We start from the raw sequence: 15,129 nt of genomic DNA, 5'->3' as shown, positions 1-15,129 counted from the left end.
GTGGAGCGCCGGTACGTCCCGACGCGGTCCCACGGTCCCGGGAACTCCGGCGGTTCCCGGGACCGGGTCTCCGGCCCGCCGACCGGGCCTGCGGCCTCGTTCCCGCTCTCCGGTCGGTCAGCGCTCCAGGTCCCCGCGCATCTCGACGAAGAGCTTTCCCGCATCGGCGAGCGTGCTGTCCTCGAAGAGCGCGACGGCCGCCGTGCCCTCGTCGGCCCACCCGCAGATGACGTTGCCCTGCTCGCTCAGCGAGGCGAGCAGGCACTCCACCGAGCCGCCGAGCGGCCCGGGCTCCACCGGCTGCGCCTGGGGCTGCCCCAGCTCCGGGTCCCACCGGATGTACTCGATCATGCCCCGGAACAGGTGCTCACGGCGCTTGCCGGTGTCCTCGGGCACGTGGTCGACGCCCTCGAACAGCACCGGCGCGCCCTGCCCGCCCGGGTCCCCGTAGTTGCCGATGACCAGCGTCATGCCGTCCCGCATCTCGCCCGGGTCGACCGGGGCGTCCGTCAGGGCCCTGTCTCCCGTCAGCTTGTCCAGGCCGCCCGCTCGGGGCGCGTCCACCAGGGTGCGCGGACCGCTCTGCTCCGCCGAAGGCGTCGGCGACGCGGACCGGGAGACCTGACCGCTCGGGGGAGCGTCGGGGTCGGGGAGGCCCGTGTAGTCCTCCCGGCAGCCGCTGACCGCCAGCATCGCCACCACCGCCACGGCCGTCAGGCCCGTTCTCGCCACAGAGCCACGCTTCATGAAAACCCCCCGTTGTCGCTTCGTTCATGGCGCCCCGCCGATTCGAGCGGCGGTCCTGATCAGTGACGAGCCGTTCGGCCGAACGGTTCCCGCCACCGGGCACGAGGACCTGCTCCGACGGTGTGCTCACCTCGGCCGGCTGCCTCGGTCGGCCCGGTCGCGCCGTGCCGACCGCCGAAAACGGGGAACGCGGTCACAGAGGGTGGAAACGAGCAGGAGGAGGACGGCATGAGCAGCGACGAGGGAGACGGCGGCAACAGCGCCTACGGCCACAAGGCGTTCAAGCGGTCGGGGGCCCACTTCGCGGACCGGATCACCGCGGACGGCAGGGACGGGTGGCCGGTGGAGGCCGGGCGCTACCGGCTCGTCGTCAGCCGGGCCTGCCCGTGGGCGAGCCGGGCGCTGGTGTCCCGGCGGCTGCTCGGTCTGGAGGGCGCGCTGTCCCTGGCCGTCACCGACCCGATCCAGGACCACCGCAGCTGGCGCTTCACCCTGGACCCGGACGGCCGCGATCCGGTCCTCGGCATCCGGTACCTGAGCGAGGCGTACGACCGGCGGGAGACGGACTACCCGGGCGGGGTGAGTGTCCCCGCGATCGTGGAGGTGGCCGGCGGGCAGCTGGTCACCAACGACTACCAGCAGATCACTCTCGACTTCGCCACCGAGTGGACGGCGCTGCACCGCGCGGGCGCGCCCGACCTGTATCCCGAGAAGCACCGCGACGAGATCGACGCGGTGATGGCGGAGGTGTTCGACGATGTGAACAACGGGGTGTACCGGGCCGGTTTCGCCACCGGGCAGCAGGAGTACGAGGGGGCGTGCGCGGACGTGTTCCGGCGGCTCGAACTCCTGGCGCGGCGGCTGGCGGGGCAGCGGTACCTCGTCGGCGACACGATCACGGAGGCGGACATCCGGCTGTTCACCACACTGGTGCGGTTCGACGCCGTGTACCACGGCCACTTCAAGTGCAACCGCTGGAAACTGACGGAGAACCGGGTGCTGTGGGGTTACGTCCGCGACCTCTACCAGACGCCCGGCTTCGGCGACACCGTCGACTTCGACCACATCAAACGGCACTACTACCAGGTGCACACCGGCATCAACCCGACCGGCATCGTGCCCCTCGGCCCCGATCTGTCCGGCTGGTCGGCCCCTCATCACCGCGAGGAGCTGGGCGGCCGGCCGTTCGGCGACGGGACGCCGCCCGGCCCGGCCCGCGCGGACGAGGAGACGGCCGCGCGGGGCCGCCCCTGAGACGCGTTCGGCCGGGGAACCACCACTGCGGACGACGGCGCCGTGCGGGACCTCGACGACGGCTTCGGGTGCGTCGGCGAAGTCCGCGGTGATCCGGGTTGCCACGCCCAGGACGTCGCCGCCCGGCGGGTCGGACTCGCGGTTCTCCTCGGCGGGCTTGACGCCGTCCACGGCGAGCCGTGTGCGAAGGCCTTCGGTGAAGGGCACCCCGCTTGGGGCGGGGCGCCCTTCACCTGTGTCGCCTCCGGGGAGGTGGGGATCAGGCGTCCAGGACCAGGCGCGGGCAGTCCTTCGCCGCGCGTGACACGCAGATCATCAGCGTCCTGTTGGCGGCCTGTTCCGTGGGCGTGAGGATCGAGTCGCGGTGGTCGGCGGCTCCGTCGAGGAGGCGTGTCTCGCACGTGCCGCAGGTGCCCTCCTTGCAGGAGGACAGCGCGGTGATGCCGTGCTCTTCGGCGACCTGGAGGATGGAGGTGCCCGCGGGCACCTCCGCCCGGACGCCCGACTGGGCGAACTCCACCTCGAAGGCCCGGTCCGGCTCGTCGCGCACCACCTTCCGGGGCGCGAACCGCTCGGTGTGCAGCGTGCCCTCCGGCCAGTGCGCCAGGGCCTGTTCGAGCGCCGTGAGCAGCGGCTCGGGACCACAGGCGTAGACGAGGGTGTCGGGCCGCACCGTGCCGAAGACGCCCGGCAGGTCCGGGTGGCCGAGCTCGTCCTGCGGCACCAGCCTGACCCGGGAGCCGTACTGCTCCAGCTCGTCGAGGAAGGCCATCGACGCACGCGTGCGACCGCCGTAGTGCAACTCCCAGTCGGCTCCCTCGGCCTCGGCCTTCTCGATCATCGGGAGGATCGGGGTGATGCCGATCCCGCCCGCGACGAAGACGTAGCGCGGGGCGGACACGAACCGGAAGTTGTTGCGCGGCCAGCCGAGCCGCACCTGCGCGCCGACTTCGAACGTCTCGTGGACGGCCTTCGAGCCGCCGCGCCCGCCCGCCTCGCGCAGCACGCCCAGCCGCCACTCGTGCGGCTTCGACGGCGACGACGACAGGGAGTACTGCCGCACCAGGACGCCGTCGCCGACCGGCACGCGGACATCGACGTGCGCGCCGGGTTCCCACTCCGGCAGGGCGTCGCCGTCCGGGTGGGCGAAGCGCAGCGCCACGACACCCTCGGACACCTCCTCCCGGCCGGTCAGCACCAGGTTCATCTCCCGCTTGACGCGCTTCTTCTGCCGCTCCACATCGGCGATGTCCCAGACCACCGGCAGCGACAGCCGCACCGGCAGCAGGGCCATGCGGGCGAAGTCGAGCGGCACCTCGTCGGCCGGGCGCAGCGAGGGCAGCCGCTCGAAGAGCACCCTGAGTCCCGTCGCACCCTGGACACGGGCCAGTGCCTGGCCGAGACAGGTGTGCCGGCCGGCGGTGAAGGCCAGGTGGTCGGTCGGGTCCGGACGGTGGATGTCGAACTCGAAGGGACGCTCGACGTGGGCGGGGTCGGTGTTGGCACTGGCGAGGGAGACCCAGATCATGTCGCCTCGGGAGATCCGCACACCGGAGATCTCCATGTCGCGCATCGCCTTGCGGGAGGCGAAGGGCGAGGAGGGGCGGCGCCGGATGGTCTCCTCGAAGACGTTCGCCCACAGCGCCGGGTCCTCCAGCGCCTGGGCGATGTAGTCGCGCCGGGAGTCGAGGAACAGTACGGCGTTGGCCATCGCCTGCGCGGTGGTGTCGGCTCCTGCCAGGGCGAACTCGCAGACGTGGAGGGCCACTTGCGGGATCGTCAGGACATAGTCGCCGTCCCTGTCGCGTTGCGTGGCCATGTCGCTGATGAAGTCGTCGCCGGGGTTCTCGCGGCGGTCGGCGACCACGGCCTGCAGCTGTGCGAAGGCCGACGCGAACCGGTCCCACACCTCGTCGAAGATCTCCTGCGGCATCTCCTCCTGGGCGGAGGACAGCACCCGGCCCATGTCGCCCCGCAGTCGGCGCATCATGACGTCGTGCTCCCAGCCCAGGCCCAGGTGGGCCAGGAGGGTCTGGGTGGTCAGCTCCAGGCAGTAGTCCTCCATGAGGTTGCCGGAGCCCTGGTTCTCGATCCGGTCGAGGATGCGGTGGGCCCGCTCCTCGATCTCCGGGCGCAGCGCCTCCATCCGGTCCTGGGTGAACCCGCGCAGCGCCGCACCGCGGTGAACGGTGTGCACGTCGGGGTCCGTGCCCACGATCATTTCGGACATCAGGCCCTGCGGGACGATGGCGCGGTGCTTCTCGGGCACCTCGATCGTCGCCGTGTTGCCGGAGGAGGAGAACTCGGTCCAGTCGGCCAGGACGCGCAGCACGTCCTCGCGCCTGGTGACGATCCACGCGTTCAGCCAGGGGTACCAGAACACGGGGTGTTCGTCGCGGACCTTGGCGAAGTGGGCCGAGGGGTCGCGGTAGTAGTCGTCGCTCATGGCGTCGAATCCGTGGGCGACGGGGCAGCGGCCGGCGGTCGGCGGAATCTCGGTCTCGGTCATGATCGGCTCCGGATCTCTAGAGGGCCGCGGCCACGGCCATGGTCGACAGCTTCTGGAAACGGGCGACGTTCTCGCTCTCCTCCATGACGCCGGCGGACAGGAAGACGAAGGTGAGGTCGCGTTCGGGGTCGACCCAGAACAGGGACGAACCGGCTCCGTAGTTGCCGTGCGTGCGCTGTGACGTGAAGGGCCCGAAGAAGCTGGGCGCGGTGCCCGTTCCGGACAGGGAGAAGCCGAGGCCGAAGTTGCCGCGGGGGATCTCCCAGCCGCGCGCGGCCGCCATCTGCGCGTACAGGTCGTTCGGCATGTCGCCGGTCTGCAGGGTGGTGGCCTGGTCGACGATCGACGGGGCCAGCACCCACTGACCGTCGTGGAGACCGCGGCGGCGGATCATCTCGGCGAAGGTGAACACGTCCCGGGCGGTGGAGACGGAGCCCACCCACGGCATCTCGGCGTCCTCGGTGATGTGGTCGTTGAGGCACTCGATGTCGCCGGGCTGCAGGAACCCGCCCTCGGGCAGGTACGCCTTGAGCGGCACGGCCCGTTCCTCGAGCGCCGCCGGCAGGCCGAACGAGGTGTCGTCCATACCCAGCGGTTCGAAGATCAGCTCTTCGGCCAGTTCCCGGAACGAGGTGGCGCCGTAGGCGCGGCGCAGCATCTCGCCCATCAGCGCGTGGTTGATGGCCGGCGCGTAGTTGAGGTTGGTGCCGGGCTCGAACAGGACGTCCACCGTGGAGAGTGCCTCGACGACGTCCGCGAGCACTCCGAAGCGCTCCGGTCCGAGTCCCGGGTTGGGCGTCGGCGGCATGCCGGAGCGGTGGGTGAGCAGATGGACGAGGTTGATCCGGTCCTTGCGGAGCATGTGGAACGGGTCCGTCCCGAGGAACTCCGGGATCAGGTCGACGACACGGGTGGACAGGGCCAGCCTGCCTTCGCCGATCGCGCGCAACGCCATCGCGTTGGTGAACGCCTTGGTGAGCGACAGCACGCGGAAGACGGCGTCCGTCGCGAGTTCGCGGCCGGTCGCACGTTCGTGCCAGCCGAGTGTGGTGTCGACGACGACGTCCCCGCCACGGGCGAGGATGACATGCGCGCCGTCGTAGGTGCCGCCGGCGATGTCTCGCGTGATCTCGTCGACGAGCCGGTCGAGAGCGCGCGGGTCGACATCGGCGCGGGAGACGACATCCGGACCGGCGCTCCGCGCGACGGGAACGGTGGTGTCACCGAAGGTCATGGCCACTGGTCCCTTCACTGCATCACGAGCCCGCCCGAGGGCGAGATCGTCTGGCCGGTGTAGTACGAGCCGTCCTCGCCGGCGAGGAACAGGACCGTCTTGGCGATCTCCTCGGGCGTGGCGGTGCGGCGGATGGGCTGGAGTCCGACGAGGAAGTCGATGAACTCGTCGTCGCTCTGACGGAAGAGCGGGGTGTCGATGGCTCCCGGCGCGAGGGCGTTGACCCGGATGCCGAAGGGCGCCAGTTCGACGGCCGCCTCGCGGGTGAGGCCGAGCACCGCGGCCTTCGACGCCGGGTAGTACGCCGGCATGGCGACACCCATGAGCGCCGCGGCCGAGGAGAAGTTGACGATGGCGCCGCCGTTCCGCTTCAGCAGCGGAGTCGCGGAGCGCATCGTGTAGAAGGTCCCGTAGAGATTGATCTTCAGGACGCGGTCGAAGTCCTCGTCCGTGACCTGCTCGATGAACTCGGGGTGGTGGCGGCGCCCCTCCTTCATCGCCAGGAAGCCCTTGTAGTTCTCCGCGTTCAGCGCTTCGAGGGTGGCCCGGTTCGGGGCGTTGACGCCGGCGGCGTTGACCAGCGTGTCCAGGCGTCCCCGGTCCGCCTCCACACGGGCGAAAGCCTCGGCGACCGCTCCGCTGTCGGCGATGTCGAAGGCGAGCGGAACGGCTCGCTCCAGGCCGCTGAACGCCTCTTCGAGGGCCTTGGCGGAGATGTCGGCGCCGTAGACCACGGCGCCTTCCTCGTGGAACGCGCGAGCCACCGCGAGTCCCATGCCCGACGCCGCTCCGGTGACGAAGACGACGTGATCGGCGAACTTCATTGTTCCTCCTGCACCGCCCCGGCCGTGGGCACCGGGGCTCGATGTGTATGGAGGCTCGCACATTTACAAGACAGATGTCTAGCAAAAGTGAATGTGGGGTTCCCGTGGGGATGCTTCTGCGTAACGGCCGGCTCCAAGGGGTAGGCACGCCGCGACCCGCGGGGACGGTCGCGGGACGGCCCACGGCGCCGGGGGCCGGCAGTCAGGAGGAGGGCATGCCCGCCGTCGGCGGACCTCTGGCCCAGCCGGAGGGAAAATCGCAGGTGAGAGCCGCGCTGATCGCGGCGCAGGAACCTGACCGCAGGGCGGCGCAACTCAGCCCTGCGGCCCGTTCCGCACGGGGAGGGCGGTACCGTCGCGGAGGAAGCGCGGCCCGCCCGGATGCGTCGGGGCCGTCAGCCGGTCACCCTCCCGAGCCTGGCGTTTCGGTTGACACTCATCCACTGTTCGGCCTCTGGAGACGCGTACGTCGAGCGCCTCTGCGGGTCAGGCCGGGGTGACGCTTCCTCCGCGCAGAGCGTGGGCGAGCACGTCGGCGACTTCGGGCATGGCCACCTCGAAGAACTCGGGGCGGTCATGCACGACGCTCACGTAGAGCGCGCGCTCGATCGTCATCACCAGTGTGATGATCCGCGCCCTGGCCCGTTCGTGCGTCAGGCCGCGTGCGGTGAGCCGGTCGACCACGACGGCCATGACGTCGGCGAGTCGGCCGTACAGGGCGAACCACTCCTCGGCCACGGCCTCCTCGTTCGTCAGCGCCTGTTGCATGGCGGTGAACTCCATCAGGTGCCGCCGCCACAGGGCGGCGTGCTCCCGGAGCCACTGCTCGGTCGCACGGGGCGCGGGCTCAGCCAGCGAAAGCTGCTCGTACGAAGCGATCAACTCCGGCTCGATGCCGCGCATCAGCTCGACGACGATCTCCGCCTTCGAGCGGAAGTGCAGGTAGAACGTGGCTCGTGAGACGTGTGCCGCGCGTGCGATGGCGTCGGCGGTCGTCGCCGTGTACCCCTGCGCGACGAACAGGCCACGTGCGGCATAGATCAGCGCGGCACGTGTACGGCGCCTCCGCTCGGCGTGCGACACACCGGAAGTCTTCTCCAACGGGACACCTCTTCGAACCGACGTCGGAACACTCTACCGAAACCCCGTTCACCAGCAGAAACACCGCCCTGACGCCTGCCGGCCCGGCCTGGCGCCCGACAGCGCGGAACTGACGGGCCGTGCGGGAGCGCCCGCACGGCGCCCGTCCGGGCCGGGCACACTCCGGGCGCGGTGGGGTTTCCCGTGCTCTCGGGAACGCCGTCGTCGCGCCGCGAGGGCCGGGGCCCGTCGGCAGCCGGTGCGGCGGCGCCGCCAGGAACGCCCGGCCGTCCGCGTCGAACCGCGGGTCCGCGCTTGCCCGGCTGCCGCTCCGGCGCCGTGACCTGATGCCGCAACACCTACCACCTGCGCTCACCGCAGGAGATCGCCTCCTTCTTCGCCGGCCTGGACCTGGTGCAGCCGGGGGTCGTGTCCACGGCCGCCTGGCGCCCGGACGCCGACCGGGCCGAGGAGGACACGGCCGACGTCTCCGTGTGCGGTGTCGCGGTCGAGAAGTGACCCGCTCTGCCGCTCGGCAGTCCCGCGGAGGCACTCCGCAGCATCCGCACGGCGTGCCCGTGCCGCAGGCGCGCCCCGCGCAGAGGCCGCATCGGTGCACCACACCACTTGTGCGCGGCGCCCATGGCCGAAAACCGGGACTCCTTTCCACCCGTCCTGCAGGCCCTCGCCGAGGCCGAGGTCGCCCACATCCGCGACCTGGCCCCGCTCCCCCGCTCTCACCCTCCCCGGACCCACCCGGGCACGACCCCTGCTGCACGCCGCCGCCTTCGCACGGCGGCCGGCCTTTGGAACCGGAGGTGCGCTGTGCACCGACCCGCCGGGCAGCACCGGTCTGCCCGGCCTGACGGACTTCACCAAGAGCCGCAAGCCGCGCCCGCCGTCGGCTGGCCGGCGGCGATGTGTCCGACCGCCCTGGGCTCGCGAGCCCAGAAGCGGCGCGGCGCGGGCCGACCGGGGTGCTGGTCACAGCAGCCGTCGGTCTGTCAGACCCCGCGCCTAGGCTGTCGCAGAGACCGATCAAGGAGCGGGGCAGTGCGAATAGAGCGTCACCAGGTGGGCGGGGCCGTCGTGTCGGCAGCGCGCGAGGACTTCACGGACCGCATCGGGGGTCAGGTGCACTCCATGTCGAGGGCCGGTCGGATGGCCACCTACGAATGGCAGTCGATCGCCGACGAGTTCCTCGCCTACCTGGGCGCCCTCTCCGTCGAGACACCTGACCTCGACACCCCGGAGGCCAAGGCCGTCCTCAAGGACGCCTCCGAAGCCGCGGTCGGCGCCGTCTCCTACGCCGCGTACCACCCGCACTGCAGCTTCCACGTCTTCCTGGAGTACGTGAACTTCGGCATGAGCTACGACCCGGGTGAGGACGCCCCCGAGGAGAGCATCACGCCCGGGAAGTGGATCGACGCGCTGTGCCTGGCGGTCCTCAGGGACAAGGCGAAGCGGCACGGCGAGGCCTTCCACTTCGCCCGCGAGAAGTTCGCCGCATGGGCGCAGGGAACACCCGTCGGCGAGCTCGCCACCGGACTGACGGCCGTGGTCCTGGACGACACCGGCGACGACGAGGAGTACCCGCCGAGCGCGCAGGCCAAGCTCGCTGCCGTCGACGCGGCCCTGGACCGCATCCGTATCCGGGCCGGGGAGACCGGCGACTCCCTCCTGGACCGACCGCAGAGCGCTGCGCTGCGCACGCTGCGCGCCCTGGTCGCCGAGGACCGGGAGGCCTTCGACGCCGCGCTGACCGACCTCCTGACCCGGCACGCCACCCTGCACAGCGCCTCCGACTCCCCGAGCACCCTGCTCCCGCTCGTGCCCATCGCTCTTGCCGCGCTCGTGCACCGGACACTGGGCTGGGCGCCGGCCGTTCGCACGGGCTACCTCCCGCACGCGCTGATCACCGGCTTCGAGACGCGGGGACCGCGGGTCGCGGGGTTCGGCCGGGACCGGCGGCCGGACGCTCTCGCCGCGCTCGCCGCGGGCCCGCTGGTGGTCGAACGACCGGCCTGCGAGCGGGACGGGATCCAGCGGATCGAGGTCATGTACGAGGAAGACCTCCGGGAGGCGTTCACCCACGTCGAGGGAAAGCCCCTCGCTGTCTGGCGTCTCGGCAGCGCCATGGGCGATCAGGAGCGCCTGTTCAAGTGGCGGGCGGGGAACCCCGGCGACGTCGCGGACGCCCAGCTCGCCACTCTTCGGCTGGCCTCCCAGATGGGGGCGGCCCTGTTCCGCATCGCGCTGGCGGAGCCGGGCACCGAGGTCGAGGTGTCCATCGGCGGGCGCACCCTGCGCTACCCGGCCGAGCGGGGCGAGGAAGCCGGTGCCGGGAACTGGCAGACGGCCGTTGCCTTCGCCCTGATCTCCGGCGTACGCGAGGACCTCGCCCCACTGGTCCTCACCGGCCCCGCCTTCGCCCGCCCGGACGGCTCCGCCTGCACCGCGTACCGCGAAGCTCTCCACGCCTACCTGAAGGGCACCGAGCCCGAAGCGGCCGCGCAGCGGGCGCTGCAGGAGGCCGAGAAGGCCGAGGACCGGGGCTTCGCCATGCCGCCGGCCGTGTTGCTGTCGCAGCTCGTGGAGGGCGACGAGGAAAGCTTCGACCTGGCCCTTGCCGACGCGCTCGAAGCCCACCGCGCCCACTACCAGGTCGCCGACCGCGCCGACGATCCCGATGCCTCCCTCAACCTCGACATCCTCGCCCTGGCCTGCCACGCCCGTCGCCGCGGATGGGCCGTCCGCGTCGAATCCCCCTACCTTCCGCAGAGTCTCCTGCGGGCCGCTCAACCCTTCTAGGAGGTGGACACGGAGGCCCAGCGCTTCACCGCCCCTGACGGCACGGTCGTCGAAGAGGGCACGGTCATCTCCGTGGACGGCTCCGCCGGCGCCGGGGACCGGCCGACGGGCGGCCCGGGCGAGCGTGACGGCGGCGGTGACGGGCACGGCCGGGGTGATCACCGGTTCCTCCGCGGTGACCGCGCCGGCCGGCCCCCGGTCCCCGGCCCCGCAGTGCGGCCGCTCCCCGGCGACGAGTCGCTGGTCGTGTCCCACGAAGCGGGCGAGCAGGAGAGTCCCCGCGGCGTTGCGGTGACCCGGGGTCCTGCACCGTCCCGGGTCGCAGGTCACCGCTTCGGGTCACGGCTTCCCGGAGCGCACGATCACCACCGGGCAGCTCGCGTGCTGGGACACGTGCTGGCTGACGGAGCCGAGCAGTGCGCGCGCGAATCCACCCCTGCCCCGGCTGCCGACGACCAGGGCCTCGGCTCCTTCGGCGGCCCGCAGCAGAACGTCGGCGGGATTGCCGTGCACCACATGGGTCCGGACCGAGTCGGCCGTGTCCGCGCCGAGCACCTCGGACAGCTCCCGGCTCATCTTCTGCCGGGTCTCGTCCTCGTCGACGTCCATGTCCACGGCGGGCGCCGACCAGCCGTACAGGCCCGGCAGCTCCCACACCGCGACCGCGTCCACGGTGCCGCCGAGGAGACCGGCGTAGCGCACGGCCCAGCGCAGAGCCTCGTACGAGGACTGCGACCCGTCGACACCGACCACCACCCGACGCTCGGAGGCATCTTTGTCCATGCGTCCCACCTCTCCTTCAGCGTACGTGCCCACCGCGCCGGTCCGCCCCTGCTCTCCACGCTGCGGGAGCCGTGGCCAGACCGCCAGAGGTGCGCATCCGGCGGCATGACGGGCGGCGGTGCGCCGTCCGCACGCAAAGCGGGCCAGCCAGCCGGATCCCAGGCCCCGACCGGGTAGGCACAGGAGCCGGGTGGGGGGTCCTCTCCTCGCCCGGGCCGCTCACCGCACCCGTGCGTGCCGGCCATCGCCCGATCCGGCCGACCACACCCGCACCCCTGGCTTTCCGGCGGGGAGCACCGTGCCGGACCCTGGGCGTGGCGGGCCGGAGGCCAGGCGAGGAGTATGGGGTCATGCGGCCCTGGATCCGCCCGATGAATCGTCGGATCCTGGGCGCGAGGAAAGGAGAGTGCTCACGCGGCCGGGCAGGTGGCATCGTTCCCGGCTGCTCCCCGCCGCGAACCCGTCGACGGTGAGGACTGCCATGAGTCACGTCGACCCCGCCGGCCACTCCCCCCGGGCCGGCACTGAGAAGCCGGGGCCCGGACTCGCCTCGGCGCAGACGGCGACGTCCTGGCTCGAACCCGCTCTCCTGGCCGTCACGGCCTCGGCGCTGACGGCGGGGGGCGTTCTCTGGCTGCTGGGCGACACCGACGCCGCCGATCTGTGCTGGGCTCTGGGCACGGCTTTCGCCGTCGTCCCCGCGGTCGGCTGGGTGCTGACCGCGCTGCGGCGCGGTCACGCCGGTGTGGACGTCATCGCGGTCCTGGCACTCGGCGGCACCCTGGCCGTCGGCGAGTATCTCGCCGGTGCGCTGATCGGTCTGATGCTGGCCACCGGCCGCACACTGGAGGCCGCCGCCCAGCGGCGTGCCTCCCGTGACCTGCGTGCGCTGCTCGCGCACGCGCCCCGCACCGCCCGCCGACGCACCGGCACCGAGATCCGCCCGGTCCCCCTCGCCGAAGTCGCCTTGGGGGACCTGCTCGTCGTCGGCGCGGGCGAGGTCGTTCCGGTCGACGGGCGGGTGGTGGGCCCGGCGGCCGTCCTCGACGAGTCGGTGCTCACGGGCGAGTCGGCGCCGGTGGAGCGGGTGTCCGGGCAGACCGTGCGCAGCGGAGTCGTCAACGCGGGCGGGGCCTTCGAGTTGCGGGCCACGGCGACCGAGCAGGACAGCACCTACGCCGGGATCGTGCGGCTGGCCCGGCAGGCGGGCGCGGAGGCGGCCCCGGTCGTCCGCCTGGCCGACCGCTACGCGGCATGGTTCCTTCCTCTCTCGGTGGCGGTCGCAGGGCTGGCCTGGCTGTTCAGCGGCTCCGCGGTGCGGGCCGTCGCGGTGCTGGTGGTCGCCACCCCCTGCCCGCTGCTGCTCGCCGCCCCGGTGGCGATCGTCTCCGGACTGTCCCGGGCGTCCCGGCTGGGGGTGGTGGTCCGGGACGGTGGCGCCCTGGAGCGCCTGGGACGGGCCCGAACGCTGCTGCTCGACAAGACCGGCACCCTTACCGGCGGTCGCCCGCGTGTTCTCGATGTGACCGCGGGCCCCGGCTGGAAACCCACCGAGGTGCTGCGACTGGCGGCCACCGTCGACCAGTACTCACCGCACGTCCTGGCCCACGCCATCGTCGACGCGGCCCGTGAGCGCGGGCTGGAGCCGTCGGTGGCGACGGACGTGTCGGAGGAGGCCGGCCGGGGCGCGCACGGCGTGGTCGAGGGCCGCAGGGCGACCGTCGGCCGCCTGGAGTCCGGTACGTCGGCCCCGGACTGGGCGCGGGCGGCGGAGAACCGGGCGTTGTTGGACGGGGCCGCCGTCGCCTGGCTCACCGTCGACGGCGTCCCCGTGGGGGCCGTCCTGCTGCGCGATCCGCTGCGCCACGACGCGCCGCGGACCCTGCGACGGCTGCGTACGGCAGGCATGGAACGCATCGTGATGCTCACCGGCGACCGGCCCGAGCCCGCCCGCGAGCTCGCCGCCGTCCTCGGGCTCGACGGCGTACGGGCCGAACTGGCCCCGGCGGACAAGGTGGCCGAGGTCCGCGCGGAACGCCGGCGCGCCGTCACCGTCATGGTCGGCGACGGTGTGAACGACGCGCCCGCGCTCGCCGCCGCGGACGTCGGCGTGGCGATGGGGGCACGGGGTTCCACCGCATCCTCCGAGGCCGCGGACATCGTCCTCACCACCGACCGCGTGGACCGGCTGGCCGACGCCACGTCGATCGCCGTACGGGCGCGCCGCATCGCCGTGCAGAGCGCCCTCGGCGGCATGCTGCTGTCCCTGGCCGCCATGGGCGCGGCCGCCGTGGGACTGCTGCCGCCGACGGTGGGCGCCCTGTTGCAGGAGGGAATCGACGTGGCGGTCATCCTCAACGCGCTGCGCGCCCTGCGCGTGGACCAAGGGGTCCGGCCCGCCCTGGAACCCGCCGCCGAGGCCTTGATCCACCGTTTCGCGGCCGAGCACGAGGACCTGCAGGACGTGTTGCAGGCCGTGCGCGACGCGGCGGCCCGGCTCTCGGCTCCCGGCCAGGAGGCGCAGGCCCTGGAGTCGGTACGCGAGGTGAACCGGCTGCTCACCGAGCGGCTGCTGCCGCACGAGTACGCCGAGGAGCACCAGCTCTATCCGGCTCTCGGACCCACACTCGGCGGCCCCGAGGCGACGGCGACCATGAGCCGCGCCCACGCCGAGATCGAACGGCTCTCCAGGCGGGTGGCCACCCACGTGGCGCTCGCCGAAGCACAGGGCGCACTGAAGTCCGAGCAGCTCGAGGACCTGCGCGCCTGCCTGTACGGTCTGCACACCGTGCTGCGGCTGCACTTCACGCAGGAGGAGGAGAACTACTTCTCCCTGGCTCCCTGACCGGTACGCCTTTCCCGTAAGGAAGCGTGTGCGCTGTCCCGGCCCGGCGGGATGTCCGTGCCGGCCCGGCCGGCTCGTGACGGCACCTCGGGCTTCTCCCGTCAGCGGCGCGATCAGCCCTGCGGCAGCACGAACGTGCAGGTCTCGCCCGGTGCCACCGTGGCGGCCGGCCGGCGAGCACCACGCGGGCCGGGGACTGCATGGACAGGTATCGCCCTTTCTGCAGGAGTTGGCCGGTCCAGAGGAATCAGGGCGAGTGCCCGCCCGAAGGCGGGGCGTCTCCTCGGAGGACGGCCAGTCGGCGCCGGTACTCGTCCTCGTCGATCTCCCCCCGGGCGAACCTCTCGGCGAGGACCTGTTCAGCGGCGGGGCGGCCGGCAGAACGGTGCGGAGGGCCAGAAGTCCGGCCAAGGGCCCGGACGACGAGTACCCCGGCGATGACCAGCAGCGCCCAGAACAGGAGCGTGCCGAGTGACATGGCGAACCAGCCCCAGCCGTTCATGCCGTGCCCGTTCCAGTACATCATCACGGACCACTTCCTCCCGGTGTCCCGTCAGTGGTGCGGCACGATCACCACCGGGCAGCCGACGCGCTGGATCACGGCGTGGGTGACCGGCCCGGTGCCCGGGACCGTCGGCCGGCCGGCCAGCCGGTGGCCGACGACCAGCAGCTCCGCCCCGGACGCCGCCTTCACCAGGGCATCCACGGGCCTGCCCTCGACCACGCTCTGGAACACCTCGACCTCGGGATACTTCTCGCGCCACACCTGGAGCACGGCGGAAAGGAAACCCAGCCACTCCCCGGCCCGCTGCGGATCCCCCACCAAACCCACCTCGCCGGGGCCCAGGGTGAGCAGGCCGGGTGCGCCCCAGGCGTGCAGGACCCTCAGCCGCGCGTGCCGCAGACGGGCCGCCTCGAAGGCGAACGCGAGCACCTCGTCGCACGGTTCCGTGACGTCGATGCCGAGGACCACCTCCCGCCGCCCGGCCCCCTCCGCCTCCGCCTCCTGCTCCCCGGCCGTGCCGGCCCGGACCAGCACGAC

The 15,129-nt window shown here is 72.4% G+C and carries 12 protein-coding genes; 4 read left to right on the top strand and 8 right to left on the bottom strand.

What is annotated here, in order from left to right; translation table 11 throughout:
• Positions 1–117: 117 nt before the first annotated feature.
• Positions 118–747: a hypothetical protein gene (locus ACWEQO_RS32115; RefSeq protein ID WP_452986146.1), complete on the bottom strand. Its 630-nt coding sequence runs from the start codon at positions 745–747 to the stop codon at positions 118–120.
• A 228-nt stretch (positions 748–975) separates the two neighbouring features.
• On the opposite strand from ACWEQO_RS32115, the gene ACWEQO_RS32110 reads away from it, so the two are divergent.
• Positions 976–2,001: a glutathione S-transferase family protein gene (locus ACWEQO_RS32110; protein ID WP_452986145.1), complete on the top strand. Its 1,026-nt coding sequence runs from the start codon at positions 976–978 to the stop codon at positions 1,999–2,001.
• Between the two features lie 259 nt (positions 2,002–2,260).
• Here the strand turns inward: ACWEQO_RS32110 and ACWEQO_RS32105 are convergent, their stop codons facing one another.
• The 4 genes from ACWEQO_RS32105 to ACWEQO_RS32090 form a co-directional block, all read right to left on the bottom strand.
• Positions 2,261–4,510 carry a cytochrome P450 gene (locus ACWEQO_RS32105; RefSeq protein WP_452986144.1) on the bottom strand — a complete coding sequence of 750 codons (2,250 nt, stop codon included), beginning with the start codon at positions 4,508–4,510 and terminating at the stop codon, positions 2,261–2,263.
• A 16-nt stretch (positions 4,511–4,526) separates the two neighbouring features.
• Positions 4,527–5,744: a serine hydrolase domain-containing protein gene (locus tag ACWEQO_RS32100; protein WP_452986143.1), complete on the bottom strand. Its 1,218-nt coding sequence runs from the start codon at positions 5,742–5,744 to the stop codon at positions 4,527–4,529.
• A 14-nt stretch (positions 5,745–5,758) separates the two neighbouring features.
• Positions 5,759–6,568 (bottom strand): SDR family NAD(P)-dependent oxidoreductase, encoded by an 810-nt coding sequence (locus tag ACWEQO_RS32095; RefSeq protein WP_361460782.1) that lies wholly within the window; start codon positions 6,566–6,568, stop codon positions 5,759–5,761.
• Between the two features lie 486 nt (positions 6,569–7,054).
• Positions 7,055–7,669: a TetR/AcrR family transcriptional regulator gene (locus ACWEQO_RS32090; RefSeq protein WP_361460784.1), complete on the bottom strand. Its 615-nt coding sequence runs from the start codon at positions 7,667–7,669 to the stop codon at positions 7,055–7,057.
• A 345-nt stretch (positions 7,670–8,014) separates the two neighbouring features.
• Here ACWEQO_RS32090 and ACWEQO_RS32085 point away from each other — a divergent pair, with 345 nt between their 5' ends.
• Together ACWEQO_RS32085 and ACWEQO_RS32080 are read left to right on the top strand one after the other, a co-directional pair.
• Positions 8,015–8,167 carry an SAM-dependent methyltransferase gene (locus ACWEQO_RS32085; protein ID WP_452986159.1) on the top strand — a complete coding sequence of 51 codons (153 nt, stop codon included), beginning with the start codon at positions 8,015–8,017 and terminating at the stop codon, positions 8,165–8,167.
• Positions 8,168–8,722: 555 nt separating this feature from the next.
• The gene (locus ACWEQO_RS32080; protein WP_452986158.1) at positions 8,723–10,459 is read left to right on the top strand and encodes an immunity 49 family protein; all 1,737 of its coding nucleotides are present in this window, start codon (positions 8,723–8,725) and stop codon (positions 10,457–10,459) included.
• Positions 10,460–10,798: 339 nt separating this feature from the next.
• On the opposite strand, the gene ACWEQO_RS32075 is transcribed toward ACWEQO_RS32080, so the two are convergent.
• Entirely contained in the window at positions 10,799–11,242 is a 444-nt protein-coding gene (locus ACWEQO_RS32075) for a universal stress protein (RefSeq protein WP_361460788.1), read from the bottom strand.
• A 481-nt stretch (positions 11,243–11,723) separates the two neighbouring features.
• Here ACWEQO_RS32075 and ACWEQO_RS32070 point away from each other — a divergent pair, with 481 nt between their 5' ends.
• Complete coding sequence (locus tag ACWEQO_RS32070) at positions 11,724–14,087, top strand: heavy metal translocating P-type ATPase (protein ID WP_452986141.1); 2,364 nt, start codon at positions 11,724–11,726, stop codon at positions 14,085–14,087.
• A gap of 247 nt (positions 14,088–14,334) precedes the next feature.
• Here ACWEQO_RS32070 and ACWEQO_RS32065 read toward each other — a convergent pair whose 3' ends face one another.
• Both ACWEQO_RS32065 and ACWEQO_RS32060 read right to left on the bottom strand, forming a co-directional pair.
• Positions 14,335–14,613, bottom strand: coding sequence for an SHOCT domain-containing protein (locus tag ACWEQO_RS32065; protein ID WP_361460791.1), 279 nt, complete (start codon positions 14,611–14,613; stop codon positions 14,335–14,337).
• A gap of 27 nt (positions 14,614–14,640) precedes the next feature.
• On the bottom strand, positions 14,641–15,129 hold a 489-nt coding region (locus ACWEQO_RS32060; RefSeq protein WP_452986140.1), incomplete at its 5' end, for a universal stress protein.

Source organism: Streptomyces sp. NPDC004051 (assembly GCF_053604275.1).
This window is presented reverse-complemented; position numbering and strand designations above follow the sequence as displayed.

Excerpts from the sequence above, each read along its gene's own strand:
- ACWEQO_RS32115 (WP_452986146.1), bottom strand. The coding sequence starts at position 747 with ATGAAGCGTGGCTCTGTGGCGAGAACGGGCCTGACGGCCGTGGCGGTG.
- ACWEQO_RS32110 (WP_452986145.1), top strand. The coding sequence starts at position 976 with ATGAGCAGCGACGAGGGAGACGGCGGCAACAGCGCCTACGGCCACAAG.
- ACWEQO_RS32105 (WP_452986144.1), bottom strand. The coding sequence starts at position 4,510 with ATGACCGAGACCGAGATTCCGCCGACCGCCGGCCGCTGCCCCGTCGCC.
- ACWEQO_RS32100 (WP_452986143.1), bottom strand. The coding sequence starts at position 5,744 with ATGACCTTCGGTGACACCACCGTTCCCGTCGCGCGGAGCGCCGGTCCG.
- ACWEQO_RS32095 (WP_361460782.1), bottom strand. The coding sequence starts at position 6,568 with ATGAAGTTCGCCGATCACGTCGTCTTCGTCACCGGAGCGGCGTCGGGC.
- ACWEQO_RS32075 (WP_361460788.1), bottom strand. The coding sequence starts at position 11,242 with ATGGACAAAGATGCCTCCGAGCGTCGGGTGGTGGTCGGTGTCGACGGG.
- ACWEQO_RS32070 (WP_452986141.1), top strand. The coding sequence starts at position 11,724 with ATGAGTCACGTCGACCCCGCCGGCCACTCCCCCCGGGCCGGCACTGAG.
- ACWEQO_RS32065 (WP_361460791.1), bottom strand. The coding sequence starts at position 14,613 with ATGATGTACTGGAACGGGCACGGCATGAACGGCTGGGGCTGGTTCGCC.